The organism is Blastococcus sp. SYSU D00820 (genome assembly GCF_054050695.1).
Map to the genome: position 1 here is coordinate 21,260 of NZ_JBJGZW010000004.1, position 25,607 is coordinate 46,866.

The 25,607-nt window shown below is 75.0% G+C and carries 24 protein-coding genes; 19 read left to right on the top strand and 5 right to left on the bottom strand.

What is annotated here, in order from left to right:
* Positions 1 to 53 precede the first annotated feature (53 nt).
* Positions 54 to 1,643 (bottom strand): FAD-dependent oxidoreductase, encoded by a 1,590-nt coding sequence (locus ACI79R_RS06890; protein WP_456572848.1) that lies wholly within the window; start codon positions 1,641 to 1,643, stop codon positions 54 to 56.
* Positions 1,644 to 1,810: 167 nt separating this feature from the next.
* On the opposite strand from ACI79R_RS06890, the gene ACI79R_RS06895 reads away from it, so the two are divergent.
* Both ACI79R_RS06895 and ACI79R_RS06900 read left to right on the top strand, forming a co-directional pair.
* Complete coding sequence (locus ACI79R_RS06895) at positions 1,811 to 2,479, top strand: TetR family transcriptional regulator (RefSeq protein WP_456572849.1); 669 nt, start codon at positions 1,811 to 1,813, stop codon at positions 2,477 to 2,479.
* 52 nt (positions 2,480 to 2,531) lie between these two features.
* Positions 2,532 to 3,308, top strand: a complete 777-nt coding sequence (locus ACI79R_RS06900) for an SDR family oxidoreductase (protein ID WP_456572850.1) — start codon at positions 2,532 to 2,534, stop codon at positions 3,306 to 3,308.
* Positions 3,309 to 3,366: 58 nt separating this feature from the next.
* Here the strand turns inward: ACI79R_RS06900 and ACI79R_RS06905 are convergent, their stop codons facing one another.
* Entirely contained in the window at positions 3,367 to 4,293 is a 927-nt protein-coding gene (locus tag ACI79R_RS06905; RefSeq protein ID WP_456572851.1) for a 3-oxoacyl-ACP reductase, read from the bottom strand.
* 200 nt (positions 4,294 to 4,493) lie between these two features.
* On the opposite strand from ACI79R_RS06905, the gene ACI79R_RS06910 reads away from it, so the two are divergent.
* From ACI79R_RS06910 to ACI79R_RS06925, 4 genes are all read left to right on the top strand, one after another.
* Positions 4,494 to 5,654: a steroid 3-ketoacyl-CoA thiolase gene (locus ACI79R_RS06910; protein ID WP_456572852.1), complete on the top strand. Its 1,161-nt coding sequence runs from the start codon at positions 4,494 to 4,496 to the stop codon at positions 5,652 to 5,654.
* A 33-nt stretch (positions 5,655 to 5,687) separates the two neighbouring features.
* Positions 5,688 to 5,810 carry a hypothetical protein gene (locus ACI79R_RS06915; protein WP_456572853.1) on the top strand — a complete coding sequence of 41 codons (123 nt, stop codon included), beginning with the start codon at positions 5,688 to 5,690 and terminating at the stop codon, positions 5,808 to 5,810.
* 267 nt (positions 5,811 to 6,077) lie between these two features.
* Positions 6,078 to 7,484, top strand: a complete 1,407-nt coding sequence (locus tag ACI79R_RS06920) for an amidase (protein ID WP_456572854.1) — start codon at positions 6,078 to 6,080, stop codon at positions 7,482 to 7,484.
* The gene (locus ACI79R_RS06925) at positions 7,481 to 8,209 is read left to right on the top strand and encodes a sulfite exporter TauE/SafE family protein (protein ID WP_456572855.1); all 729 of its coding nucleotides are present in this window, start codon (positions 7,481 to 7,483) and stop codon (positions 8,207 to 8,209) included. The genes ACI79R_RS06920 and ACI79R_RS06925 overlap by 4 nt, the downstream gene beginning before the upstream one ends.
* Before the next feature lie 67 nt (positions 8,210 to 8,276).
* Here ACI79R_RS06925 and ACI79R_RS06930 read toward each other — a convergent pair whose 3' ends face one another.
* Positions 8,277 to 9,920, bottom strand: a complete 1,644-nt coding sequence (locus tag ACI79R_RS06930) for a class I adenylate-forming enzyme family protein (RefSeq protein ID WP_456572856.1) — start codon at positions 9,918 to 9,920, stop codon at positions 8,277 to 8,279.
* 243 nt (positions 9,921 to 10,163) lie between these two features.
* Between ACI79R_RS06930 and ACI79R_RS06935 the strand changes: the two genes are divergently transcribed.
* The 7 genes from ACI79R_RS06935 to ACI79R_RS06965 are packed head-to-tail and all read left to right on the top strand — an operon-like array spanning position 10,164 to position 17,192.
* The gene (locus tag ACI79R_RS06935) at positions 10,164 to 11,468 is read left to right on the top strand and encodes an NADH:flavin oxidoreductase (RefSeq protein WP_456572857.1); all 1,305 of its coding nucleotides are present in this window, start codon (positions 10,164 to 10,166) and stop codon (positions 11,466 to 11,468) included.
* Between the two features lie 38 nt (positions 11,469 to 11,506).
* Entirely contained in the window at positions 11,507 to 12,673 is a 1,167-nt protein-coding gene (locus ACI79R_RS06940; protein ID WP_456572858.1) for an acyl-CoA dehydrogenase family protein, read from the top strand.
* Positions 12,670 to 13,650: a bifunctional MaoC family dehydratase N-terminal/OB-fold nucleic acid binding domain-containing protein gene (locus ACI79R_RS06945; RefSeq protein ID WP_456572859.1), complete on the top strand. Its 981-nt coding sequence runs from the start codon at positions 12,670 to 12,672 to the stop codon at positions 13,648 to 13,650. The genes ACI79R_RS06940 and ACI79R_RS06945 overlap by 4 nt, the downstream gene beginning before the upstream one ends.
* Positions 13,650 to 14,777 (top strand): acyl-CoA dehydrogenase family protein, encoded by a 1,128-nt coding sequence (locus ACI79R_RS06950; RefSeq protein WP_456572860.1) that lies wholly within the window; start codon positions 13,650 to 13,652, stop codon positions 14,775 to 14,777. Before ACI79R_RS06945 ends, ACI79R_RS06950 begins: the two co-directional genes overlap by 1 nt.
* The gene (locus tag ACI79R_RS06955; protein ID WP_456572861.1) at positions 14,774 to 15,208 is read left to right on the top strand and encodes a hypothetical protein; all 435 of its coding nucleotides are present in this window, start codon (positions 14,774 to 14,776) and stop codon (positions 15,206 to 15,208) included. The genes ACI79R_RS06950 and ACI79R_RS06955 overlap by 4 nt, the downstream gene beginning before the upstream one ends.
* On the top strand, positions 15,205 to 16,380 hold the full coding sequence (locus ACI79R_RS06960) for a lipid-transfer protein (RefSeq protein ID WP_456572862.1): 1,176 nt from the start codon (positions 15,205 to 15,207) through the stop codon (positions 16,378 to 16,380). Before ACI79R_RS06955 ends, ACI79R_RS06960 begins: the two co-directional genes overlap by 4 nt.
* The gene (locus tag ACI79R_RS06965) at positions 16,377 to 17,192 is read left to right on the top strand and encodes a MaoC/PaaZ C-terminal domain-containing protein (protein WP_456572863.1); all 816 of its coding nucleotides are present in this window, start codon (positions 16,377 to 16,379) and stop codon (positions 17,190 to 17,192) included. The genes ACI79R_RS06960 and ACI79R_RS06965 overlap by 4 nt, the downstream gene beginning before the upstream one ends.
* A 33-nt stretch (positions 17,193 to 17,225) precedes the next feature.
* Here ACI79R_RS06965 and ACI79R_RS06970 read toward each other — a convergent pair whose 3' ends face one another.
* Positions 17,226 to 17,996 carry an SDR family oxidoreductase gene (locus ACI79R_RS06970; RefSeq protein ID WP_456572864.1) on the bottom strand — a complete coding sequence of 257 codons (771 nt, stop codon included), beginning with the start codon at positions 17,994 to 17,996 and terminating at the stop codon, positions 17,226 to 17,228.
* Between the two features lie 419 nt (positions 17,997 to 18,415).
* Here ACI79R_RS06970 and ACI79R_RS06975 point away from each other — a divergent pair, with 419 nt between their 5' ends.
* The 6 genes from ACI79R_RS06975 to ACI79R_RS07000 all read left to right on the top strand — a co-directional run bounded on the left by ACI79R_RS06975 (position 18,416) and on the right by ACI79R_RS07000 (position 24,420).
* Entirely contained in the window at positions 18,416 to 19,732 is a 1,317-nt protein-coding gene (locus ACI79R_RS06975; RefSeq protein WP_456572865.1) for an ABC transporter substrate-binding protein, read from the top strand.
* A 118-nt stretch (positions 19,733 to 19,850) separates the two neighbouring features.
* Entirely contained in the window at positions 19,851 to 22,157 is a 2,307-nt protein-coding gene (locus ACI79R_RS06980) for a branched-chain amino acid ABC transporter permease (protein ID WP_456572866.1), read from the top strand.
* On the top strand, positions 22,144 to 22,875 hold the full coding sequence (locus tag ACI79R_RS06985) for an ABC transporter ATP-binding protein (RefSeq protein ID WP_456572867.1): 732 nt from the start codon (positions 22,144 to 22,146) through the stop codon (positions 22,873 to 22,875). Before ACI79R_RS06980 ends, ACI79R_RS06985 begins: the two co-directional genes overlap by 14 nt.
* Complete coding sequence (locus ACI79R_RS06990) at positions 22,872 to 23,615, top strand: ABC transporter ATP-binding protein (RefSeq protein WP_456572868.1); 744 nt, start codon at positions 22,872 to 22,874, stop codon at positions 23,613 to 23,615. The genes ACI79R_RS06985 and ACI79R_RS06990 overlap by 4 nt, the downstream gene beginning before the upstream one ends.
* A gap of 5 nt (positions 23,616 to 23,620) precedes the next feature.
* On the top strand, positions 23,621 to 23,977 hold the full coding sequence (locus ACI79R_RS06995; protein ID WP_456572869.1) for a hypothetical protein: 357 nt from the start codon (positions 23,621 to 23,623) through the stop codon (positions 23,975 to 23,977).
* A 92-nt stretch (positions 23,978 to 24,069) separates the two neighbouring features.
* Positions 24,070 to 24,420: a TFIIB-type zinc ribbon-containing protein gene (locus ACI79R_RS07000; protein WP_456572870.1), complete on the top strand. Its 351-nt coding sequence runs from the start codon at positions 24,070 to 24,072 to the stop codon at positions 24,418 to 24,420.
* Here the strand turns inward: ACI79R_RS07000 and ACI79R_RS07005 are convergent.
* The gene (locus ACI79R_RS07005) at positions 24,401 to 25,594 is read right to left on the bottom strand and encodes a cation:proton antiporter (protein ID WP_456572871.1); all 1,194 of its coding nucleotides are present in this window, start codon (positions 25,592 to 25,594) and stop codon (positions 24,401 to 24,403) included. The two genes, ACI79R_RS07000 and ACI79R_RS07005, sit on opposite strands and share 20 nt — an antisense overlap.
* Positions 25,595 to 25,607: the final 13 nt, after the last annotated feature.

Below are 25,607 nucleotides of genomic sequence, written 5' to 3' on the forward strand. Positions count from 1 at the left end.
GGGCTCCGGACGGGCGGAGGGGCCCGGCCGGGCCCCTCCGCCGTGCGGGGCGATCAGGCGGGCAGCAGGTCCTCGGCCATGTCCTGGACGGCGATGGAGCTGAACGCCATGGCGGTGCCGATCGGCACGCCCGGGCCCGGGTAGACCGGCCCGGCCAGCGACGCGCTGCTGTTGCCGGCGGCGTACAGGCCGCGGATCGGGGTGCCGTCGGCGCGCAGCACGCGGGCGCGCGCGTCGGTGACCAGCCCGCCCTTGGTGCCCAGGTCGCTGAGCACGACGCGGGCGGCGGTGAACGGCCCCTGCTCGAGCGGCACCAGGCACGGGTTGGGGCCCTGCCCGGCGGCGAAGAACCGGTCGTAGGGGTCCTCGCCCCGGCCGAAGTCGGCGTCGACGCCCTCGGCGGCGAAACCGTTGAACCGCTCGACGGTGGCGGTCAGCGCCCCGGCCGGGACGCCGATCAGCCCGGCGAGCTCCGCCACGGTGTCGGCGGTGACCCAGGTGCCGGCGGCGAGGTGCTCCTCGCGGGGCAGCGTCGGGATCGAGATCGCCGGCAGCCGGCCGCCCTCGCGGGAGTCGAAGACCAGCCAGGCGGGCACCCGCTCCGGCGCCTTCGCCATCTCCCGGCCCATCCGGTCGTAGGGCAGGCACTCGTTGGCGAAGCGGTTGCCCGTCGCGTCGACCAGCACGCCGCCGCGGAGGCCGAGGGTGAACGCCGCGCCGCCGTCGGGCTGGGCCAGGCCGGGGCAGAACCAGCCCTCGCCGAGCAGGTCGGTGGCCGCGCCGATCGCCTCCGCCGCCGCGATCGCCTCGCCGGTGTTGGTGCCGGCCGGTGCCATCGACCACTCGGCGGCACCCGGCACCCCGTGCTCGGCGCGCCGCGCGGCGTTGCGCTCGAACCCGCCGGCGGCCAGGAGCACGCCGCCGCGGGCGCGGATGCGCACCGTGCCCTCGGCGGTCTCCGCGGTCACGCCGACCACCCGGTCGGCGTCGACGACCAGGCCGGTGACGCGGGTGCCGGTGCGGACCGCCCCGTTGCCGGTGCGGGTGTAGGCCAGCAGCAGCCGGCCGATGAGCGCCCGTCCCTGCACCAGCGGCGCGGGCGCGTGGTCGGCGCCCACCCGGTCGCGGTCGACCGGCGGCCGCACCAGGGCGGCCAGCTCGCCGATCTCCTCGGCGGGGAGGTCGACCGGGATGAACGACCGGCCCTGGTCGAGGCGGCCCGGCGCGTCGAAGTAGTCGGGGAAGGCCTGGAAGCGGAACTCGATGACCGGGTCGCGCTCGAGCAGCTCGACCAGCCGCGGCGCCTGCTCGAGGAAGGCGTCCTGGCGGTCGGCGGTGCCCTCGCCCAGCAGCGCCCGCAGGTACGTGCGCGCGCCCTCGGTGGAGTCCTCCAGGCCCGCCCGCTGCTGCACCTGGGTCCCGGGCAGCCAGCAGGCCGCGCCGGAGTAGGCCGACGTCCCGCCGAGGCGGTCGGTCGCCTCCAGGACGACGGTCGAGCGGCCCCCCGCCGCGGCCACGTAGGCGCCGGTCAGCGCCCCGGCCCCCGATCCGACGACCACGACGTCGTACTCGGCGTCGAAGTCCCCTCCCGCCGGCGGGCCCTGTGCCGTCGTGCCCTGTGCCGCGGTGCCCTGCTCGTCCACGCGTTCCTCCTCCGGTCCGATGGGCGGCAACCCAACCGGCCGGGGGACACTGGGGGCCAGGGCCGATCCCGGTGAGCGGTACGGGCGCGCAGCGGCGCGCGCCCGGCCGGGGAGCATGGCCCCCGCGCCACCGAGACCAGCAGTACCGGAACCCCGAGAAGGACGCCGTGCCCAGGATCGCCGAGCCTCGCGAGGCCGCCGCCCCCAGCTCGCCGAGCCAGAAGGCGCGCTACCGGCGCATCCTGCGCGTGGCCGAGGACCTCGCGGCGGACAAGGGGCTCGAGGGCGTCCAGATGCACGAGATCGCCAAGGACGCCGGCGTCGCCATCGGCACGCTGTACCGGTACTTCCCCTCCAAGACCAACCTCTTCACCGCGGTCATGGCCGAGCACGTCGACGCCCTCGCCGAGCGCACCACCGCTCCGCGGCCGGGGCAGAGCAAGGAGGAAGGCGTCTACGAGCTGCTGGTGACCGCCGGCCGGCAGCTGCTGCGCCGGCCCCGGCTGGGCCAGGCGCTGCTGCACTCCAACAGCGCGGCGCACGCGGCCAAGGTCCCCGACGCCGCGCGCAGCGACGCCGCCTTCCGCGCGCTGCTCCTGCGGGTGATGGGTGCCGAACCGCCCACCTCCCAGGACGTCACCGCGGTGTGGCTGCTGATGCAGTGCTGGTACGGGCTGCTGATCTCCGCGCTCAACGGCCGCACGTCGATGCAGGACGCCGAGGCCGACCTGCGGGTCGCCTGCCGGCTGCTGCTCGCCGGCTGCACCGCGGCGCGCGCCGACGCCGAGCTCCCGGTCGGCGAGCGGGCCCCGGTCCCCACCGAGCTCGCCGGTTAGCGTCCGGCCCCCGTCGTCCGGGCGGGGGAGTGGTGAGCTCCCAGGAGGAGACATGTCCCGCCGCATCGCCGTCACCGGTGCCGCCTCCGGCATCGGCCGGGCGCTGACCGAGCTGCTCACCGCGCGCGGGGAGACGGTGACCGGGGTCGACCTGGCCGGCACCGACGTCGCCGCCGACCTGGGCACCCCGGACGGGCGGGCCGCGGCGGTGGCCGCCGTGCTGGACCGGACCGGCGGGGTGCTGGACGCGCTGGTCGCCTGCGCTGGCACCAGCGTTCCCGGCGTTCCGCTGGTGAGCGTCAACTTCTTCGGCGTCACCGAGGTCGCCGAGGGGCTGCGCCCCGCGCTGGCCGCCGCGCCGGCGCCCCGGGTCGCGGTCGTCGGCTCGATCTCCGGCACCCAGCCCACCGACCCCGCCGTCGTGGCCGCCTGCCTGGCCGGCGACGAGCCGGCCGCGCGGGCCGCGGCGCAGGCGGTGCTCGACCGCGGGCTGGGCAACCAGCTGTACCCGTCGTCGAAGGCCGCCCTGGCCCGGTGGGTGCGCCGTACGTGCGTGGCCCCGGGCTGGGCCGACGCGGGGATCGCGCTCAACGCGGTCGCGCCGGGCGTGGTGCTGACCCCGATGACCGAGCCGCTGCTCGCCGACGAGCGGATGAGGGCGGTCATGGACCGGGCCGTGCCGATGCCGCTCAACGGCCACGCCTCCGCCGAGGTGCCGGCGCGGGCGCTGGCCTGGCTGACCAGCGAGGAGAACTCCCACGTCACCGGCCAGGTCCTCTACCTGGACGGCGGGGCGGAGGTCACCCTGCGCGGCGCCGGGGTCTTCTGATCCCGCCACGCGGCGAGGGCCCCTGCCGCGACCGGCAGGGGCCCTCGCGCGGACCGGGTCAGCGCTTGGCCGCGAGGTTCTCGACGCCCGTGGTGTCCAGCTGCGCGACGCTGTACGCGGCGAAGGTCTGGTACGGGCTGCGGCCGGTGAAGTAGCCGGTGAGCTGGTCGTCGAGCTCCTCGACGGTGAAGGTGCCGCCGGCGGCGGTGAACTTCTTCTCCACGGTGGGCGCGGCCATGAGGGCCACGAAGTCGCCGTAGACGACGAAGACCTGGCCGTTGATCTCCTCCGAGGCCGGGGAGGCGAGGTAGGCCACGAAGGTGGCGACGCGCTCGGGGGCCAGGATGTCCAGGCCCTCGCCGCCGCCGTCGCCGAACACGTGCGCGGTCATGCCGGTGCGGGCGCGCGGGGCGATGGCGTTGGCCCGCACGCCGTAGCGGGACAGGCCCTGGGCGGTCGACAGGGTCAGCGCGGTGATGCCCGCCTTCGCCGCCGAGTAGTTCGGCTGCCCGGCGCTGCCGAACAGGAAGGCCTCGGAGGTGGTGTTGACGACGCGGCCGTAGACGGGGCCGCCGGCGGCCTTGCTGGCGGCGCGCCAGTGGACGGCGGCGGCGCGGGAGACGGCGGCGTGGCCCTTGAGGTGGACCCGGATGACGTCGTCCCACTGCTGCTCGGTGAGGTTGAACAGCATGGTGTCGCGCAGCACGCCGGCGTTGTTGACGACGACGTCGAGGCTGCCGAACGTGTCGACGGCGGTCTGCACCAGCCGCTCGCCCATGGCCCACTCGCCCACGTCGCCGACGACCGCGATGCCCCGGGCTCCGAGCGCCTCGACCTCGGCCACGACCTCCTCGGCCGCCGGGCCGACGTCGTTGACCACCACGCTCGCGCCGCGCGCGGCCAGCGCCAGCACCTCGGCGCGGCCCAGGCCACTGCCGGCTCCGGTGACGACCGCGGTGCGGCCCTCCAGACTCGTCTCGCTCACGTGCTGCTCCCGTCCTGCCGCGTGCTGGTCGACGCGGAAACTAGTATTCGTTCCAGTGCGAGACCGCGGCGGTCCCGCTGACCGGAGCGCCGGCGCCCGGGTCTCGTTCGCCGAGACGGCGCCACCCCGGCCCGGACGGCGGTCCTACCGTTCCCCGCCCGCCGGCTCCCGGCGGGCGCCCCGATCCAGGAAGGACCCCCATGGCCGAGGCCGTGATCGTCGACGCCGTCCGCACCCCCGTGGGACGGCGGTACGGCACCCTCTCCGGGCTGCACCCGGCCGAGCTGCTCGGCACGGCGCAGGCCGCGCTGCTCACCCGCAACGGCCTGGACGGCGCCGACGTCGAGCAGGTGATCGGCGGCTGCGTCACCCAGGCCGGCGAGCAGGCGAACAACATCACCCGAACCGCCTGGCTGCACGCCGGGCTGCCGTACCGCACGGCCTGCACCTCGATCGACTGCGCCTGCGGCTCGGGCCAGCAGTCGGTGCACCTGGTCGCGGGACTGATCGCCTCCGGCGCGATCGACGTCGGCATCGGCTGCGGTGTGGAGTCGATGAGCCGGGTCTTCCTCGGCGGCGCGCTGACCCCGGACAACGGCAGCCCGGTGCCCGACAGCTGGTCGATCGACATGCCCGACCAGTTCACCGCCGCCGAGCGGATCGCCGCCAAGCGCGGCATCACCCGCGAGGAGGCCGACGCGTTCGGCCTGGCGTCGCAGCAGAAGGCCGCCCGCGCCTGGGCCGAGGGCCGGTTCGCCGCCACCGTGGTGCCGGTGACCGCGCCGGTGATGGGCACGGAGGGTCCGACGGGGGAGACCGCGGTGGTCGACCGCGACCAGGGCCTGCGCGAGACCTCGCCGGAGAAGCTGGCCGCGCTGAGCCCGGTGCTGCCCGACGGCATCCACACCGCCGGCAACTCCTCGCAGATCAGCGACGGCGCCGCCGCGGTGCTGCTCATGAGCGCCGAGCGGGCGGCGGCTCTCGGGCTGCGGCCACGGGCGCGGATCGTCGCCTCAGGCATGGTCGGCTCCGACCCCTACTACCACCTGGACGGGCCGGTGGAGGCCACCGAGCACGTGCTCCGCCGGGCCGGCATGACCCTCGCCGACATCGACCTGGTCGAGATCAACGAGGCCTTCGCCTCCGTCGTCCTCTCCTGGGCGCAGGCGCACTCGGCCGATCTGGACCGGGTCAACGTCAACGGCGGCGCGATCGCGCTCGGCCACGCGGTCGGCTCCACCGGTTCCCGGCTGATCGCCCAGGCGGTGCACGAGATGGAGCGCGCGGACAGGTCCACTGCGCTGGTCACGATGTGCGCCGGCGGGGCGCACGCCACCGGCACCGTCCTCGAGCGGATCTGACGTGACGAGCTGATCGGCGTCGAGCACATCTGGATGTTCCTCAGCTCGCGCTGCCTGTCGATCGCCGGCGGCACGACCGACGTCCAGCTCACCATCATCGGCGAGCGGCTGCTGGGCCTCCCGCGCGATCCCGAGCCCGTCCCCTCCCGCTCCTGATCCGGAGCTCGCCACCGGTCGCCGAGCGCGATGCCGACGCTCTCGTCGAGCTGCCGGGTCCACTCGCGGCGGCGGCCGTACCGCTCGGCCGGCAGCGACTCCGGGACGGCGGCGAGGGCCTCGGTCCGGAGCGCGAGCCGAGTCGCCCGGTCCGCTCCGTCCGGACCCGGCCCGGGCCGTGGGCGTCCCGGCCATCGGGAGGGCGCGCCCGGAGCGCGGGCGGCGCTCCCTAGCCTGCGCCGACCACGGACGGAGAGGTGGGAGCAGATGGCCGAGGGCCTGAGCGACGCGACGGGCACGGCGGCGGCGATCCGGGCGGGGGAGGTGTCCGCGCGCGAGGTCGTCGAGGCGGCGATCACCCGCATCGAGAAGCGCCCGGAGCTCAACGCCCTGGTGCACCCCCGGTTCGACGAGGCCCTCGCCGAGGTCGACGCCGGGCTGCCCGACGGCCCGCTGACCGGCGTCCCGTTCCTGGTCAAGGACCTCGGCACGGCGGTCGCCGGCCTGCCCGCCACCGGCGGCAGCCGGCTGTTCGCCGAGGGGCGCGCGGCCCGCGACAGCGAGCTCGTCGCGCGCTACCGGCGGGCCGGCCTGGTCGTGCTGGGCACCACCAACACCCCGGAACTGGGCTTCAACGGCAGCACCGAACCGCTGATGACCGGGCCCACCGCCAATCCCTGGGCACCCGGGCGCTCACCGGGCGGGTCCAGCGGGGGCTCCGCGGCCGCGGTGTCGGCCGGCCTGGTGCCGGCCGCGCACGCCAGCGACGGCGGTGGCTCCATCCGCATCCCGGCGTCGATGTGCGGGCTGTTCGGCCTCAAGCCCAGCCGCGGGCGGGTGCCCCTCGCGCCGTCGCCGCGGACGCTGGCCGTGCCCATGTCGGTGCACCACGCGCTGACCACGACCGTCCGCGACAGCGCCCTGCTGCTCGACGTCGCCGCCGGCCCGCTGCCCGGCGACGCGCTCGGGGTCCCCGCTCCCGAGCGGCCCTTCGCCGAGGAGGTCGGCCGGAACCCCGGCCGGCTGCGGATCGGCCTGGTCGGCAACGTGCCGGCGCCGGTCCACCCGGACGTCGCCGCCGCGGTGCGCCGGACTGCCGACGTCCTGACCGGCCTGGGCCACGAGGTCGTCGACGTCCAGCTCGGCCACGACCCGGGCGCGGTCATGGCCGCCTCGGGCACCCTCATGGCCGCCGGCCTGGTCGGCACGGTCGACCAGCGGCTGCGGCAGCTGGGCCGCGACCTGCGCGACGACGACCTGGAGCCGTTCACCCGGGTGCTGCTCGAGCACGGCCGGACCCTCACCGGCGCCCAGGTGATCGCGGCCCTGGAGGCGGCGCAGACGGCCGGCTGGGCCGTCGGGCGCTCCTTGACGGAGGTCGACGTCCTGCTGCTGCCGACGCTGGCGCAGCCGGTGCCGCCGCTGGGCCTGCTGGACACCTCGCGGCCCGAGACCCTCTACGAGCACGGCACCACCTACTCGATCTGCACCAGCCTGTTCAACGTGACCGGCTCCCCGGCGATGAGCGTGCCGTCGGGCACCGACGCCGACGGGCTGCCGGTGGGCGTGCAGTTCGCCGCCGACCTCGGCCGGGAGGGGCTGCTGCTGCGCCTGGCCGGGCAGCTGGAGCAGGCCGCGCCCTGGCCGCGGCACGCGCCCGGCACCGCCGGGTGACCCTGCCCGCGGTCGCCGCGGTCGCGCTCGCGGTCTTCACGCTCGCCTCGGCCGCGCAGGCCGTGACCGGCTTCGGCCTGGCGCTGGTCGCGGTGCCGCTGCTGGCGCTGGTGCTCGACCCGGTCCCGGCGGTGGTGGCCAGCACGATGGTCGGCACGGTGCTCACCGGGTACGCGACGGTCCGGGAACGCCGGCACGTCGAGGGGCGGCTGGTCGCGCGCTACACCGCCGCGGCCCTGCTGGGCATGCCGGCCGGGCTGGCGCTGCTCGGCGGGCTGGACGAGCGGGCGCTGGGGACGGTCATCACCGCCGGGATGCTGCTGGTCGTCGTCCTGCTGGCGCTGGACGTCCGGCTCCCCGCCGGGCGCGGCACGCAGTACGGCGCGGGTCTGCTCAGCGGCGCGCTGCTCACCTCCACCGGCATGAACGGCCCCCCGGTGGTGCTGAGCCTGTCGGCCCTCGGGCTGCCGCCGCCCCGGGCGCGCGGCACGCTGCAGGCGGCGTTCCTCGCCCAGGACCTCGTGGCCGCGGCGGCGTTCGCCGTGCTCGGGCACGTCGACCCCGCCGCCGCCGTCGCGGCCCTGGCCGGCGCCCTCGGCGTCCCGGGCGGCTGGTGGCTGGGCGACCGGGTGTTCCGGCGGCTGCGCCCCGAGCGCTTCCGGGCGGTCGTGCTCGGCACGCTCGCGGTCACCGGCCTGGTGTCGCTGACCAGCGCGGTCGGCTGACCGGTCCTCCCGACGGCAGCGCCGGCCGGCTCCCGGGGGAGCCGGCGGCCCCGCCGTCCGCGAGGGATCAGAGCGTGACGCGGGTGCGCATGACCTTCCCCGTCGCGTTGCGGGGCAGCGGCTCGCCGGTGAGGCGCCAGACCGTGGGCACCTTGTAGTAGGCCAGCCGGTCGCCCAGCCACGCGCTCAGCTCGTCGGGGCTCGCCGTCGCCCCGGGCTCCAGGACGACGACGGCGGCCACCTCCTGGCCGAGCTCCTCGTGCGGACGGCCCAGGACGATCGCCTCCGCGACCGCGGGGTGCTCGAGCAGGGCGTGCTCGACCTCGGCGGGGTAGACGTTCTCCCCGCCGCGGATCACCAGGTCCGACCGGCGGGCCGACAGCCGCAGCCGGCCGGCGGTGACCGTGCCGATGTCGCCGGTGTGCAGCCAGCGGTCCGTCGTGATGGCCCGCGCGGTCGCGTCGGGGTCGTTCCAGTAGCCCAGCATGTTGTACGGGCTGCGCACGCAGATCTCGCCCTCGACGCCCTCGGGCACCGGGCGGCCGGCCTCGTCGCGGATCTCGAGCTCGACGGTGACCACCGGCCGCCCGAGGGTGTCCGGGTCGACGGCGAGGTCCATGGCCGTGGCCACCGTGACGCCGGTGCAGGACTCGGTGAGCCCGTAGCTGTTGGCCAGCGCGCGCTGCGCCGCGGGCAGGGCCTGCCGCAGCCGCTCGTGGAACTCCGGCGAGGACGGCGCCGAGGCCAGCGCGAAGGCGGTGAGCGAGGAGAGGTCGTAGGCCGACAGGTCGCCGTGCCGCAGCAGCCGGTGCGCCATCGTGGGCACCGCGCCCCAGTTGGTGACCCGCTGCTGCTCGATCAGCCGCAGCACCCGGTCGACGTCGAAGGCGCCCTCGTGCACCACGGCGGTGCTGCCCGTGGCCAGCCGGGGGACGGCGAGGTTGTGCAGCGAGCCGATGTGGAACAGCGGCATGCACAGCAGGTAGCGGCGGTCCCGCGGGTCGGTGGGGTCGCCGAAGGCCCGGGCCAGCGCGTCGTTCATGCGGTGGTACTCGATGACCGAGCACAGGTTCCGGTGGGTGTGCACCGCGCCCTTCGGCCGGCCGGACGTGCCGCTGGTGTAGAGGATGACGGCCGGGTCGTCCTCGGCCACCTCGGCGGGGGAGAGCACCTCGTCGGGGTGGGCGGTCATCATCCGCGGGAGGTCCTCCTCCACGCTGACCACCCGCGCGTCGGTGTCGCCGATCAGCGCCCGCCGCTTGGCGTCGGCGACGACCACCGTGGGGGTGGTGTGCCTGAGGCCGTAGGCGATCTCGTCGCGCGACCACCAGGAGTTGTAGCCGACCGCGATCGCGCCGAGCGACACCGTCGCCCAGAAGGCGGTGATCCACTCCGGGCTGTTGGCGGCGAGGATGCCCACCCGGTCGCCCGGGCGCACCCCGTGCTCCTCCCGCAGGGCGCGCGCGAGGGAGGCCGCGTGGCCGGCGTGCTCGGCGAAGGAGATCCGGCGGTCGGCGGTCACCAGGTAGGGGCGGTCGCCGTGCAGCTGCGAGGCGGCGAGCACCTCCCCGAGGGAGCGCGCCCGGTTCCGGAAGACCGTCATCGGCACGCCGAGGACGTCCTCGCGGGCCAGCTCGAAGGGTCCCCCGGGGCCGGTGAGGCCGGTCATGACCGCGAGCGCGGCCGCCTGGGGGTCGGTGGAGGTCGTCATCGTCGCTCCAGAGGTCACACCGGTGGACATGCGTCAGGGCGGTCCATCCTGGCCGCCGTCCGGGCGGTGTGAGAACGGCTCCCGGCCAGCGGGATGCCGGGGCCGGGGCACCCTCCCGGTCACCGGGACGTCCTTCGGTGCCCCGGGGGGCCGTGGTTAGCGTCGCGGAGCCGGGTCCGGGCCTGTCGGGGCCCCCCGGGCAGCGCGCCCGACCGGGCGGCGCACCAGGTGAGAGGAACGACCGTGACCATTCCGTCCCTGCCGCGGACCGACGTCCCCGACGTCTTCGCCCCCGCCCGGCTCGGTCCCCTGACGCTGCGGAACCGGACCATCAAGGCCGCCACCTTCGAGGGCCTGAGCCGCGACGGCCTGGTCACCGATCCGCTCATCGACTTCCACACGACGGTCGCCGCCGGCGGCGTCGGCATGACCACGCTGTCCTTCGTCGCCGTGGCGCCGGAGGCCTGCCAGGCCAGGGGCCAGATCGTCTGGCGCCCCGAGGCCGTCCCGGGCCTGCGCCGGCTGACCGACGCGGTGCACGCCGAGGGCGCGGCGGTCTCGGTGCAGGTGGGGCACGCCGGTGCGGTGGCCAATCCCAAGGCCACCGGCATGGACGCGCTGGCCCCCAGCCGGCACTTCCACAAGACGACGCTGAGCTTCGCCAAGCCGGCCACCAAGGAGCAGCTGGCGCGCATCGTCGAGGACTTCCGCACCGCCGGCCGGCTGGCCGTCGAGTCCGGCTTCGACGCCATCGAGGTGCACCTCGGGCACAACTACCTGCCCAGCTCGTTCCTCAGCCGGAAGGTCAACCACCGCACCGACGAGTACGGCGGCAGCCTGGCCAACCGGGCCCGCCTCTCGCTGGAGATCATGCGGGCCGTCCGCGAGGCGGTCGGCGACCGGCTGGCCATCCTCGCCAAGCTCAACATGGACGACGGCGTGCCCGGCGGCTTCTGGCTGGACGAGGCGATCTCCGTCGCCCAGTGGCTGGAGGCCAGCGGGGACGTCGACGCGCTGGAGATGACCGCCGGCAGCTCGCTGCTCAACCCGATGTACCTGTTCAAGGGCGGCGCGCCGCTGCGCGAGTTCTCCGCGGTCATGCCCGAGCCGTTCAAGACCGGCATCCGCCTGGTCGGCTCCAAGGTGCTGCGCGAGTACCCCTACGAGGACGGCTACCTCCTGGAGGACGCCAAGCAGATCCGCGCCGCGATCGACCTGCCCATGGTGCTGCTGGGCGGCGTCACCAACCGGTCGATCATGGACAAGGCCATGGAGGAGGGCTTCGAGTTCGTCGCCATGGGCCGCGCGCTGCTCCGCGAGCCGGACCTGGTCAACCGGATCCAGGCCGAGCCGCGCACCCGGTCGCTGTGCAACCACAACAACATCTGCATGACGACGATCTACCGCGGCACCCGCTGCGTCCTGGCGCCCGAGCGCACCCCCGGGCCGCTGGCGACCGAGGCCCCGCTGCAGCGGGCCGCCGCGGCCGGCGGCTCTCCGGTGGCCCCCGCGGTCGAGGCCGCGTCCGCCGTCGAGACCAGCGCCTGACCGTTCCCGAGCCATCCGAGCACCCAGGAGAGCACCGCATGGACCTGCGGGAGACCCCCGCCCAGCGCGAGCTGCGAGCCGAGCTGCGCGCCTACTTCTCCAGCCTGTTCACCGAGGAGGAGCGGCGCCAGGTCGGCGAGCAGGGCGTCGGCGGCCCCCGCTTCCGCGAGGTCGTCAAGCGCCTGGGCGAGGACGGCTGGCTGGGCATCGGCTGGCCGACCGAGTACGGCGGCCAGGGCCGCTCGGTCGAGGACCAGTACGTGTTCTTCGACGAGGTGCAGCGCGCCGGGCTGCCCTTCCCGTTCGTCACGGTCAACACCGTCGGGCCGACGCTGATGGCCTACGGCACGGAGGAGCAGAAGCAGCGCTACCTGCCCGGCATGCTGGCCGGCGACGTCGTCTTCGCCATCGGCTACACCGAGCCCGGCGCCGGCACCGACCTCGCGTCGCTGACCACGCGGGCGGTGCGGGACGGCGACGAGTTCGTCGTCGACGGCAGCAAGATCTTCACCAGCGGCGCGAACACCGCCGACTTCGTCTGGCTGGCCTGCCGCACGAACCCCGACGTCCCGAAGCACCAGGGGATCTCGATCCTCATCGTGCCGACCGACGACCCGGGCTTCTCGTGGAGCCCGATCCAGGCCGTCGGCGGGCTGATGGTGACCGCCACGTACTACAGCGGCATCCGGGTGCCGGCCGGCGAGGTCGTCGGCGAGGTGGACGGCGGCTGGCGGCTGCTGACCACCCAGCTCAACCACGAGCGGATCGGCCTGGCCGCCCTCGGCGGGCGGATGATCGCGCTGTGGGAGCAGGTCGTCGACTGGGCCCGCGACAACGGCGCCATCGAGCTGCCGTGGGTCCAGGCCGACCTGGCCCGCACGCACGCGAAGCTCGAGGCGATGCGGCTGATGAACTGGAAGATGACCAGCGCCGTGGCGGCGGGCACGCTGACCGGCGCCGAGGCCGGGGCGGCGAAGGCCTACGGCACCGAGACCCACATCGACGTCCAGCGGACCCTGACCGCGATCCTCGGCGCGGCCGGCCGGATCCGGCCGGAGTCGCCCGGCGCCGCGCTGGCCGGGCAGGTCGAGCAGCTGTCGCGGCAGGGGATCGTCAACACCTTCGGCGGCGGGGTCAACGAGGTGCTCCGCGACATGGTCGCCACCCAGGGCCTGGGCCTGCCGCGGCCCCGGCGCGGGCAGTGACCGCGGTCGAGGACGCCCCGGCCGGCACCACCGCGGCGTACGAGGAGCGGGTGCAGGCCTTCGTCGGCACGGTGCTCGTCGCCCGCCGGCGGGGGCCGGACCCGGTGAACCGGCCGATGGTGCGGCACTGGGTGGAGGCGATGGGGGAGACCGATCCGGTCTTCCTCGACGACGACGCCGCCCGCGCCACCGGCCGCGCCGGCGCCGTCGCCCCCGCCTCGATGGTGCAGGCCTGGACGATGCGCGGATACGCCGCCTCGGTCGCCGGCCCGGCCGAGCGCTCCCCGTTCGACGAGCTGGTCGACCTGCTCGCCGAGGGCGGGTACACCTCGGTGGTCGCCACCGACTCCGAGTTCGCCTTCGCCCGCGAGCTGGTGCCCGGCGACGAGGTCTCCGTCGAGGAGGTCGTGGAGTCCATCGGCCCGGAGAAGCGGACCGGGCTGGGCGCCGGCCGGTTCGTCACGACGGTCAAGACCTACCGGGACGCCGACGGGGAGGTGGTGGCCACGCAGCGCTGGCGGACGCTGCGCTTCCGCCCCGCGGACCCGGCTCCCGCGCCGGCCGAGCGCGCGCTGCGCCCCCGCCCGGCGATCAACCGGGACAACGCGTTCTGGTTCGACGCCGCCCGCGAGCACCGGCTGCTCGTGCAGCGCTGCGCCGGGTGCGGCACCCTGCGCCACCCGCCGGGTCCGTGCTGCCCGGATTGCGGCTCGTTCGACTGGGACACCGTCGAGGCCTGCGGCCGCGGCACCGTCCACAGCTACGTGGTCAACCACCACCCTCGGCACCCGGCCTTCGACGTCCCCCTCGTCGTCGCGGTCGTCGCGCTGGCCGAGGGCACCCGCCTGATCACCAACCTCGTCGGCATCGCTCCCGAGGACGTCGAGATCGACCTGCCCGTGGTCCTCGACTGGCTGGACGCCGACGCCGAGCTGTCGCTGCCGGTGTTCCGGCCCGCGACGGAGGAGGACACCTGATGGACTTCACCCTGGACGAGGACCTCACCGCCGTCCGCGACCTGGCCCGGGAGATCCTCACCGACCGGGTGACGCCCGCGCGGCTGCGCGCCGTCGAGACCAGCGAGAGCCGGGTCGACGAGGAGCTGTGGACCGAGCTGGCCAAGGCCGGCCTCACCGGCATCGCGCTGCCCGAGGACGACGGCGGCGCCGGCCTGGGCCTGGCCGCGCTGTGCGTGCTGCTGGTCGAGCAGGGCCGCACCGTGGCCCCGGTGCCCCTGTGGCCGGCCGCGGTCGCCGGGCTGGCGGTCGCCGGCGCCGGCACCGCGGAGCAGCGCGCCGAGCACCTGCCCGGCGCCTCCGACGGCACCAGCCGGCTGACCGTCGCGCTGGAGGAGTTCGGCCCCGCCGACCCGGCCGCGCCCACCTGCACCGCGGTCGCCGACGGCGACCGGTGGCGGCTGACCGGGCTCAAGGCCGCCGTCCCCGCCCCGGCCGGCGCCACCGCCGTGCTGGTCGCGGCCACCACCGACGCCGGGCCCGGGCTGTTCCTCGTCGCGGCCGGTGCCGAGGGCGTGCGCTGGGAGGCCGCCGAGACGACGACCCACGACCGCGCCGGCCACCTGCACCTCGACCGCGCCCCCGCCGAGGCCCTGGGCACGCCCGGGGACGGCGGCCTGGCCCGGGTGCTCGCCGACGCGACCGTGGCCACCGCCGCCGTGCAGCTCGGCGTCGCCGAGGGCGCGCTGGCCCACGCCGCCTCCTACGTGAGCGAGCGCGAGCAGTTCGGGCGGCCGCTGGGCACCTTCCAGGCCGTCGCCCACCAGCTCGCCGACTGCTACATCGCGATCGACGCGCTGCGGGTGACCCTCTGGCAGGCCGTGGCCGACCTGGAGGACGCCGCGCCCGGCACCGTGCCGGCCGAGGCCGCAGCGTCGGTGCAGGTCGTCGCCTGGTGGGCCCGCGAGGGCGGGCTCGACGTCGTCCACCGGGTGCAGCACGTGCACGGCGGTATCGGCGTGGACACCGACTACCCGGTGCACCGGCACTTCCTGTGGGGCAAGCAGCTGTCCACCACCCTGGGCGGCGCGAGCGCCGTGCTGGCGCGGCTCGGCACGCTGGTGGCCGCCGGCCCGGTGACGCGGTGACCGCACCCGCCGCGGTGCGCCCGGCTCCCGCGGCCGTCGCCGTCGGCGACGAGCTGCCCGAGCTGGCCGTTCCGCTGACCCGCACGCTGATCGTCGCCACCGCGATCGCCAGCCGCGACTACCAGGACGTGCACCACGACCCCGGCCTGGCCGTCGAGCGCGGCGCCCGGGACGTGTTCATGAACATCCTGACCTCGAACGGGATGGTGGAGCGGTTCGTCCGCGCCTGGGCGGGTTCGGCCGCCGTCGTCACCGGGATCCGGATCCGGCTCGGCGTCCCCAACCACCCGGGCGACACCATGGTGCTGCGCGGCTCGGTCACCGCCGTGGACGGCGACGAGGTCACCGTGGCGGTGCGCGGCGAGAACGCCCTCGGCCCGCACGTCACCGGCACCGTCACCGTGCGGCTGCCCGGGACGGCGGCCGCGTGAGCGGGCTGTCCGGCGCCACGGCGATCGCCGGCATCGGCGCCACCGAGTTCTCCAAGGACTCCGGGCGCAGCGAGCTGCAGCTGGCCTGCGAGGCGGTACTGGCCGCGGTCGCCGACGCCGGGCTGACCCCCGCCGACGTCGACGGGCTGGTCACCTTCACCGCCGACACCAACAGCGAGATCCACGTCGCCCGCAGCACCGGCATGGGGGAGCTCACGCACTTCTCCCGGGTCGGCTACGGCGGTGGCGCGGCCTGCGGCACCGTCGCGCAGGGCGCGATGGCCATCGCCGCCGGCCTGGCGCAGGTCGTCGTCTGCTACCGGGCGTTCAACGAGCGGTCCGGGGTGCGCTACGGCCTCGGCCAGGCCGACCGGCCGATGGACACCGGGGCCGACCGCGCCGCCTACTCGTGGATGACCCCGTTCGGGCTCAGCACCCCGGCGCAGTGGGTGGCGATGTTCGCCCGCCGGTACATGCACGACTTCGGCGCCACGAGCGAGGACTTCGGCCGGGTCGCCGTCGTCGACCGGGCGCACGCGGCCACCAACCCGGCGGCGTGGTTCTACCAGCGGCCGATCACCCTGGAGGAGCACCAGGCCTCGCGGTGGATCGCCGAGCCGCTGCACCTGCTCGACTGCTGCCAGGAGACCGACGGCGGCCAGGCGGTCGTGCTGGTGTCGGCCGAGCGGGCCCGCGACCTGCCCCACCCGCCGGTGACCGTGCTGGGCGCGGCGCAGGGCTCGGGCGCCGACCAGCACATGATGACCAGCTACTACCGGCCCGAGATCTCGGGCATCCCGGAGATGGGGCTGGTCGGCCGCCAGCTGTGGGCGCAGAGCGGCCTGGGCCCGGCCGACGTCGACGCCGCCGTCCTCTACGACCACTTCACCCCGCTGGTGCTGCCGCAGCTGGAGGAGCTCGGCTTCTGCGCCCGCGGCGAGGCGGCCGGCTTCGTCGCCGACGGCAACCTGGAGCTGACCGGCTCCCTGCCGACCAACACCCACGGCGGCCAGCTGGGCGAGGCCTACCTGCACGGCATGAACGGCATCGCCGAGGCGGTGCGGCTGGTCCGGGGCACCTCGGTCCACCAGCCCGGCGACGTCACGAACGTGGTGGTCACCGCCGGCACCGGGGTGCCCACCAGCGGGCTGGTCCTGGGAGGGGCGCGATGACGGCGACGGACGCACGGACGGCGGGGGAGTGGCGCGGGCAGGCGCTGGGCAGCCGCGTGGTCGAGTGGGAGGAGCGCGACGCGATCCTCTACGCGCTCGCCGTGGGCGCGACCGCCGACGAGCTGGACCTGGTCTTCGAGGAGCGGCTGCGGGTGCTGCCCACCTTCGCCCTCACCCTCGCCCAGTGGGCGCCGGACTCCCTGGGCGGCGCCGGCGCCTTCGACACCACCACGGCGGTGCACGGCAGCCAGCGGCTGACCGTCCGCGCGCCGCTGCCCCGGGCCGGCCGCCTGGAGCTCGTGGCCCGCGTCGGCGAGGTGTGGGACAAGGGCGCGGCCGCCGTCTTCGAGGTGGTGGTCGAGAGCGAGGCGTTCGTCGCCACCTGGTCGCTGTTCGCCCCGGGCTGCGGCGGCTTCGGCGGCGAGCGCGGGCCGTCGGCCCCGCCCCGGCCGGACGGGGCGCCGTCCGTGACCGCCGAGGTGGCCACGTTCCCGACCCAGGCGGCGCTCTACCGGCTGCTGGGCGACCGGCACCACATGCACGTCGACCCCGCCGCGGCGCGGGCGGCCGGGCAGCCCCGCCCGTTCCTGCACGGGCTGTGCACGCTGGCGCACGGCACGCTGGTGCTGGCCCGGGCGCTGGGCGTCCACCCGGCCGACCTCACCGAGCTCGACGGCCGCTTCAGCGCCCCGGTCTTCCCGGGGGCCCGGCTGCCCGTGGCGGCCTGGGCAGGCGCGAACGGCGTGCTCGCCTTCGAGATCACCGACGGGGAGCGCCCCGTGGTCTCCGGCGGCCGGCTCGCCTTCGGCTGAGCCGGCCGCGCGGGCCGGCCGGGGGAGCGCCGGTCAGTGGGTCGCGACGTACCGCGCCGGGTACTCGCCGCCGCCGTGGACGGCGAGGTCCGCGCCGGTCACGTACTCCGAGAGGTCGCTGCCCAGGTACAGGACCGCGCGGGCGACGTCGGCCGGCACCGCCATCCGCTGCATCGGGATGATCGCCGCCACCGCGGCGCCGCCGTCGTCGCCGTAGATGGAGGCGGCCGCCTCGGTGCGGATCAGCCCCGTGGTGATGTGGTTGACCCGCACCTTCGGCGCCCACTCCAGGGCCAGCGCGCGGCTGAACACCAGCAGGCCGGCCTTGGCCGCCGAGTACGCCGCCGTGCCCGGCTGCGGATCGCTGCCGGAGACGCTGCCGATGTTGACGATCGAGCCGCCGGTCTCCTGCTGCTGCATGACCGCGTTCGCCGCCTGCGCCACGTAGAACGGCGCGAGCATGTTCAGCTGCACGATCTTCTCGACGAACCGCGGGGACACCGTGGCGGCGTCGGCGTCCGGCGAGCCGCCGGCGTTGTTGACCAGGACGTCGAGCCGGCCGGTGCGCGCCACCGTCCCGGCCACCAGCGCCTGGGCCTGCGCGGGGTCGCGGACGTCGGCAGCGGAGAAGGTGGCCGCCCGCCCGTCGCGCTCGGGAGGGGTCTCGGGCGCCGAGCGGCCGCAGACCACGACGTCGGCGCCGGCGGCCAGGAACGTCTCGGCGATCTCGCGGCCGATCCCCTTGGTGCCCCCGGTGACCAGCACCGTGCGCCCGGTGAAGTCCACGGCCACGCTCGCACTCATCCCGGAACTGTCCCCTCGTCGGCGGCGGCGCCCGGACGGTCGCCGGGCGGAGGTTAGGCACCTGATCGGCGGGCCCCGGGCACCGTACCGGTGATCGGGACGGGCCCCGTGCGGCTCCCGGGGACACGGCCGGCACCGGTTCCGCGACTTGCTCCCGGTCACCGGGACGGCGCTCGTGGGGTGTGCCGGGTCACAACACCATGGCCGACCAACGAGGCGGGCTGCCTCGCTGCGCGGGGGCCGTGCACACCGCACCGACCCCGTTCTGCACCACCGCGTCACAGCTGCCGCCGTCGGGGCGTCAGCGAGGAGGAAGGAACGCGATGAAGCGTATGAAGGCCGCCCGCGTGGGCGTGGCGACCTTGGCCCTCGCCCTGGTCACGTCTGCCTGTGCCGGGGAGCGGTCGGGTTCGGACGGGGTGACCGACAGCGCTTCCGGCGGCGGCGGTTCGTCGTCGGACGGCGAGTCGTTCGGCACCCTGGAGAGCCCCTGCGGCGAGGGGGACGCCTCAGGCGCCACCGACCAGGGCGTCACCGACGACTCGATCACCATCGGCTACGGCGACGACCGTGGCTTCAGTGCGTCCCCCGGCCTGAGCAAGGAGATGGGCGACGCCGTCAGCGCCATGATCGACTGGTGCAACGAGCAGGGCGGCATCAACGGGCGCGAGATCATCGGCAACCAGTACGACGCCGCCTACACCCAGGCCGCCACCGTCGTCCAGCAGGCCTGTGCCACCGACTTCATGCTCGTCGGCCAGGGCTTCGCCGGCGACGAGGCCGCCGAGCCGGTGCGCGTCGGCTGCAACCTGCCCACGGTCGCCGGCTTCACCGTCGGCCCGAACGCCTCCATGGGCCCGATGAAGTTCGAGTCGGTGCCCTACCCGGTCGACCGGTACAACACCGCCCCGCTGCAGCTGGCCATCCAGGAGTTCCCGGAGTTCTCCGAGAACATGGACTTCCTGAACAGCAGCTCGCCGGCGGCCGTGGTGGGCAACGCCAAGGTCGGGCGGGTGCTCGAGCAGCTCGGCATCACGCCGAAGGACTGCGGCGTGACCCTCTCGGCACAGGGTGACCCGAGCTACGTGCCCTTCGCCGAGCGCTACCAGGACTGCGGGGTGGGCGCGCTGTTCACCTCCACCAGCCCGGGGGCGGTCCAGTTCGGCATGCTCGAGGCCATGAGCCGGGTCGGCATCGAGCCGGTCCTCATGTTCGAGGCCACCTGGTACAGCGAGGCGGTCGCGGAGTGGAACGCCACCAGCGGTGCGGGTGACAACCTGTACACCGGCCTGGCCTTCCAGCCGTTCGAGAACGCCGACGAGGTGCCCGCCGTCCAGCAGTACCTCGACATCGTCGGCGGGGCCGGCGGCAAGACGGCGCTGCTCGGCATGCAGGCCACCTCGGCCTTCCTGCTGTGGGCGACCGTCGCCAAGGACTGCGGCTCGGACCTGACCCGTCAGTGCATGATCGACGGGCTCTCCCAGGTCACCGAGTGGACCGGTGGCGGCCTGCACGCGCCCAGCAACCCGGGTGAGAACCTCCCCGCGAGCTGCGCCCTCCTGCTCGACCTCGAGGGCGGCGAGTACGCGCAGGTCGTCCCCGAGACCCGCGGCGAGTTCGAGTGCAACGACGACTGGGCCATCGAGACCGACCCGGCCCTGGCCGGTGTCGAGCTCAACGAGGACCGCATCTCCACGAAGTTCCTCACCGACGACGTGCTGACGCCGTCCAGCTGATCCACCACGCGGACCGGCCGGCCCCGGACGACGTCCGGGGCCGGCCGGCCCCCGCAGCCGGGGCCGGGTACCGGCCGGCTCCCCACCACTCCTCCCCAGACCGCCAGGGATGCATTCGATGGAGACCTTCCTGACGTTCACCGTGCTCGGGCTCGTGCTCGGCGCGGTGTACGCGATCGCCGCCTCCGGGTTGGTGCTCACCTACAACACCTCGGGCGTCTTCAACTTCGCCCACGGCGCGCAGGCCATGCTCGGCGCCTTCACCTACTGGCAGCTGACCGTGGGCTGGGGCCTGCCGGTCTGGTTGTCCGTGGTGATCGTGCTGGGCGTCCTCGGCCCGCTCGTGGGCGCCGGCCTCTACACCCTGATCATGAAGGGCCTGCGCGGCACCGCCGACGTCACGAAGATCGTCGTCACCGTCGCCGTGCTGCTCGGGTTCGTGTACCTCTCGCAGTGGCTGTGGGCGCCCGAAGAGGCCCGCATCCTCCCGCTGTTCTTCGGCGTGAACACCTCCGTCGAGGTCCTCGGCGTCTCCATCCGCGCGCACGAGATCATCTGCCTCGTCCTCGCCGTCGCCATCGCCGTCGGGCTGCGGATCATGTTCACCCGCACCCGGATGGGCGTGACGATGCGCGGCGTCGTCGACGACCCCGACCTGCTGCAGCTGTCGGGGCACGACCCGGACCGCGCCGCGCTGCTCTCCTGGATCATGGGGTCGGTGCTCGCCGTCCTGGCCGGCATCCTCATCACCCCGATCGGCGGCGGCGCGCTCGAGGCCAACGCCCTCACCCTGCTGGTGATCGACGCGTTCGCCGCGGCGATGTTCGGCCGGCTGCGCAGCATCCCGCGCACCTTCGTCGGCGCCATCGTGCTCGGCATGGCCGGCACCTACCTGGTCGGCTACGCCCCGGTGGAGTGGACCTGGGTCGCCAACGTGCGGGTCGCCCTGCCGATGATCGTGCTCTTCGTCGTCCTGCTCCTGCTGCCGCAGGACCGGCTGCGCGGCGCGGCCACCCGCACCCGCGAGCGCTACTCGGTGCCCACGGTCAAGCGGGCCGCCATCTGGGGCGTGGCGCTCGTGGTCATCGTCTGGCTCATCGGCCTGCTGATGGTGCCCTCGTCGGTCACCACGCTGGCGACCGGCATGACCTTCGCGATCATCGCGCTGTCGCTGACCCTGCTCACCGGCTACGCCGGCGAGATGAACCTGGCGCCCCTGGCGCTGGGGGCGATCGGCACGATCATCGCCTTCCACGTGGGGATCGTCGGCGCCGGCCTGGGCGCCCGGCTCACCTGGTGGGGCGTCCTCGTCGGCACGCTCGGCACGGCGGTCATCGGCGGCCTGGTCGCGCTGCCGGCGCTGCGCCTGCGCGGGCTCTACCTGGCCCTGTCGACGCTGGCCTTCGGCGGCATCGTCGCCCTGGTCGTGCTGCGCGACATCGACGACCGCGGCCTGTTCGGCGGGATCTTCCCCAACGGCTCGCTCATCGTCCCGCCGGTGCAGGTGGGCCCGCTGGACCTCGGCGACCCCACGACCCGGCTGCTCACCGTCACGGCCGTGTTCGCCGTCCTGGGCGTCGGGGTGGTGGCGCTGCGGCGCAGCGGCTACGGGCGCCGGCTCGCGGCCATGAAGGACAGCCCGGCGGCCTCGGCGATGCTCGGCCAGAGCCTGGTGAAGCTCAAGCTCAGCGTCTTCATGATCTCCTCGGGCATCGCCGGCCTGGGCGGCATCCTGATGTCCAGCGCCATGGGCTCGGTGTCGGGGGAGACCTTCACGATCGTCGGCAGCCTCTCGCTGCTGATGCTGACCGTCGTCTTCGGCATCGGCTACGTCAGCGGCGCGCTGTTCGGCGGGCTGATGGCCGGCGCGGGGTTCGTGGTCATCGTCGGCACGTTCAACGGCCTGGCCCGGGACTCGGTCGCGCTGGAGAACGTGTACACGACGCTGGCCAGCGTCTTCGTCGTCCTGACCGCCCTGATCGGCATGGGCGTGGGGGAGAACCCCAGCGGCCGGGCGCACCTGGTGGTGCAGGACTACCGGAACCTGAGCAAGGCGCCGAAGGTGCTCGTCGGCGGCGCCGTCGTCGAGGTCGTGCTGTACCTGCTGGCCTTCTTCGACGTCATCGACAACTGGTGGTTCGCCATCGGCACGGTGCTGCTGTTCTCCCTGCTGCCGGGGATCGGCAAGCGGCTGGCCCCCGAGCTGCTGCTCACGCCGGAGGAGCGGGCCGCCGGAGCCAGGACCCCGCCGGAGCTCGTCGGGCTGGAGGCGCCGTTCACCGCCGCCGAGCGCGACGAGGTGGACCGGGCCCTCGGGCTGCCGATCCACGCGCCGCTGCCACCGCTGGTCCCGGCCGTCGCGGCCGCGCTGCCCGTCCCCGCCCCGGTCCCTTCTCCCGAGGATCCCGCCCATGTCTCTGCTTGAGGTCCGCGAGGTGACCGTCCGCTTCGGTGGCAACACCGCGGTGGACGACGTCAGCCTGGCCGTCGAGCCCGGCACGATCACCGGCCTCATCGGCCCGAACGGCGCCGGCAAGACGACGCTGTTCAACACCGTCACCGGCCTGCAGAAGCCGACGAAGGGGCGGGTGCTCCTCGACGGGGAGGACATCACCCGGCTCTCTCCGGCCAAGCGGGCACGCAAGGGCATGGCCCGCACCTTCCAGCGGCTGGAGCTGTTCCTCTCGCTGTCGGTGCGGGACAACGTGCGGGTGGCCGGCGACATCCTGCGGGCCAACACCCACCACCGGCCGGACGTCGACGCCGAGACCGACCGCGTGCTGGAGCTGACCGGGCTGACCGACGTCGCCGACAAGGACGTCTCGGACATCCCGACCGGCCGGGCACGGGTGGTCGAGGTGGCCCGGGCGCTGATGTCCTCGCCGCGGCTGCTGCTGCTCGACGAGCCCGCCTCCGGCCAGACCGAGCACGAGACCGAGGCGTTCGCCGAGATGCTCAGCGGGCTGGCCGCCGGCGGCCTCGGCATCTGCCTGGTCGAGCACGACCTGCCGCTGGTCATGAAGCTCTGCTCGGTGATCCACGTCCTCGACTACGGCGCGCTCATCGCCTCGGGGACGCCGCAGCAGATCCAGGCCGACCCCAAGGTCGTGGCCGCCTACATCGGGACGGAGACCGCGGCATGACGACGACGACCCCGGCCCCGGCGGCGGGCGTGGTGGCCCCGGTGCCGCCGATGCTCGAGCTGGCGGGCGTCAAGGCCGCCTACGGCGCCATCGAGGTGCTGCACGGCGTGGACCTCGTCCTGCCCCCCGGGCAGGTGCTGGCGCTGCTCGGCCCGAACGGCGGCGGCAAGTCCACCACGATGAAGATCTGCGCCGGGCTGCTCAGCCCCACCGCCGGTGAGCTGCGGATGGCCGGGCGCACGGTGAACGGCATCAGCGCCCAGGACGCCGCCCGGCTGGGGATCTGCTGCATTCCCGAGGGGCGCGGGGTGTTCGCCAACCTCTCGGTGCGGGAGAACCTGTGGCTGGCCGCCGGCACCCGCTCCACGCTGGCCCAGATGGAGGAGGCGGCCTACAGCCGGTTCCCCATCCTGGGCCAGCGCCGGTCGCAGCTGGCCGGCTCCATGTCCGGCGGCGAGCAGCAGATGCTCGCCCTCTCCCGGGCACTCGGCACCGACCCGGCGGTGCTGCTGCTGGACGAGCTCTCCATGGGCCTGGCGCCGATGATCGTGTCGCAGATGTACGACACGGTGGCGCAGCTGGTCGAGGAGGGCATCTCCGTCCTCGTGGCCGAGCAGTTCGCCCGGGTGGTGCTCCCCATCGCCGACTCTGCCGCGCTCATGCTGCAGGGCCGCATCGTCTCGGTCGGGCCCCCCGGCGAGATCGAGGAACAACTCTCGACCAGTTACCTAGGAGGCTGACAGCCGTGCTCACCGAACAGCGACGCGAACAGTTCACGACCGAGGTGGAGCAGGTGAAGCTCAAGGGCGACCAGTCCAAGGGCGACGCCCGGGCGCGGATCACCGGCATCGTGTTCATGGTCGTCGGCGTCATCGGGGCGTTCCTCTGCTACAACGCCTCGCTGAACATGGACGACCTGCGCGACGTCGGGTCCTACCAGACCCTCGCGGTGGCCATGACGGCGCTGACCGTCGCCGGCGCGGCCCTGTACCTGGCCGGGGCGGTGGCCAAGGTGCTGCGGCTGTGGCTGCTGCGCCAGCTCATGGACAACCAGACCCAGACCGACCGGATCGCGGCGGCCCTCGCCGACCGGCGGCTGTAGTCCTCCCCCCGGAGCCGGGGGCCCGCATCCCGCGGGTCCCCGGCTCCGTCGTCTCCGGGAACCCGGGACCGGAGCCCGTCCGTTGCGCTCGCGTGGACCTCACCTGCCCGAAGTGTCACGGCCCCATGCGCACCTACGAGCGCAACGGCGTGCACGTCGACCAGTGCACCGACTGCCGCGGCATCTTCCTCGACCGCGGCGAGCTCGAGCGGCTGATCGACGCCGAGAACGACTGGCACGACCGGCCCCGCGGGCCGCAGCAGCCCGCCGCCGGGCACGCCCCGGCCGGGCCGCAGGGTGCCGGCCTCGGCGCCGTCGTCGGCGAGGTGCTCAACCAGGTGCGCGGCGGGCACTCCTCCTCGTCGCACTCCTCCTACGGCTCCGGGTACGGCCAGCCGCGCCGCAAGAAGAAGGAGTCCTTCCTCAGCGACCTGTTCGGCTGACGCCGGGGGCCCGGCCGGCGGCGCGCAGCGCCAGCCGGCGGGCCAGCGGATCGGCCAGCCGGGGCGCCAGCGGGCCGAGCACCGCCAGCACGAGCACGTAGGCGGCGACCGTGGGGCCGAACGCCGCCGGGACGGCGCCGGCGACCAGCCCGGCGATGATGATCGAGAACTCGCCGCGGGCGACGAGCGCCGCACCGGCGCGCACGCGGCCGGCCGGGCCGATGCCCGCCCGCCGCCCGGCCACCCAGCCGGTGGCCACCTTGGTGAGCACGCCGACGGCGGCCAGCCCCACCGCCGGCAGGAGCACGCCGGGCAGCGCCCCCGGGTCGACCGACAGCCCGAAGAAGACGAAGAACACCGCGGCGAACAGGTCGCGCAGCGGCTGCAGCAGCGTGCGCAGCCGCTCGGCGACCTCGCCGGACAGCGCGATGCCCAGCAGGAACGCGCCGACGGCGGCCGAGACGTGCACGGCCTCGGCGCCGCCGGCGACCAGCAGCGCCAGGCCGACGACGCTGAGCAGCAGCACCTCGTCCGAGCCGCTGCCCACCGCCCGGGTCACCGCCTGCCCGTGCCGCAGCGCCACGGCGAGGACGACGGCGAGCACGGCCAGCGCCAGCCCGACCGACAGCGCCGCGGTCGCCCCGCCGGAGGCCGCGACCAGCGCGGTGAGCACCGGCAGGTAGGCGGCCATGGCGAGGTCCTCGACCACGAGGACGCCGAGCACCGCGGGGGTCTCCCGGTTGCCCAGCCGGCCGAGGTCGGTGAGCACCTTGGAGACGATCCCGGAGGAGCTGATCGCGGTGACCCCGGCGAGCGCGACCGCCGCGGTCGGGCCCCAGCCCAGCAGCAGCGCGAGCACGGCGCCGGGCAGGCCGTTGAGCACGAGGTCCAGCACGCCGACCGGCGCCTGCTGCCGCAGGCTGCCGACCAGCTCGGCGGAGGTGTACTCCAGGCCCAGCACCAGCAGCAGCAGGACCACCCCGACGTCGGCGCCGGTGCGGATGAACGCCTCCGGGGCGTCCAGCGGCAGCAGCCCGCCGGTGCCGAACCCGAGCCCGGCCAGCAGGTAGAACGGCACCGGCGACAGCCCCGTCCGTGCCGCCAGCCGGCCCACCACGCCGAGCGCCAGCACCACCGCGCCCAGCTCGACCAGCAGCCGCGCGGTGTCGCTCATCGGCGCGGCGCCG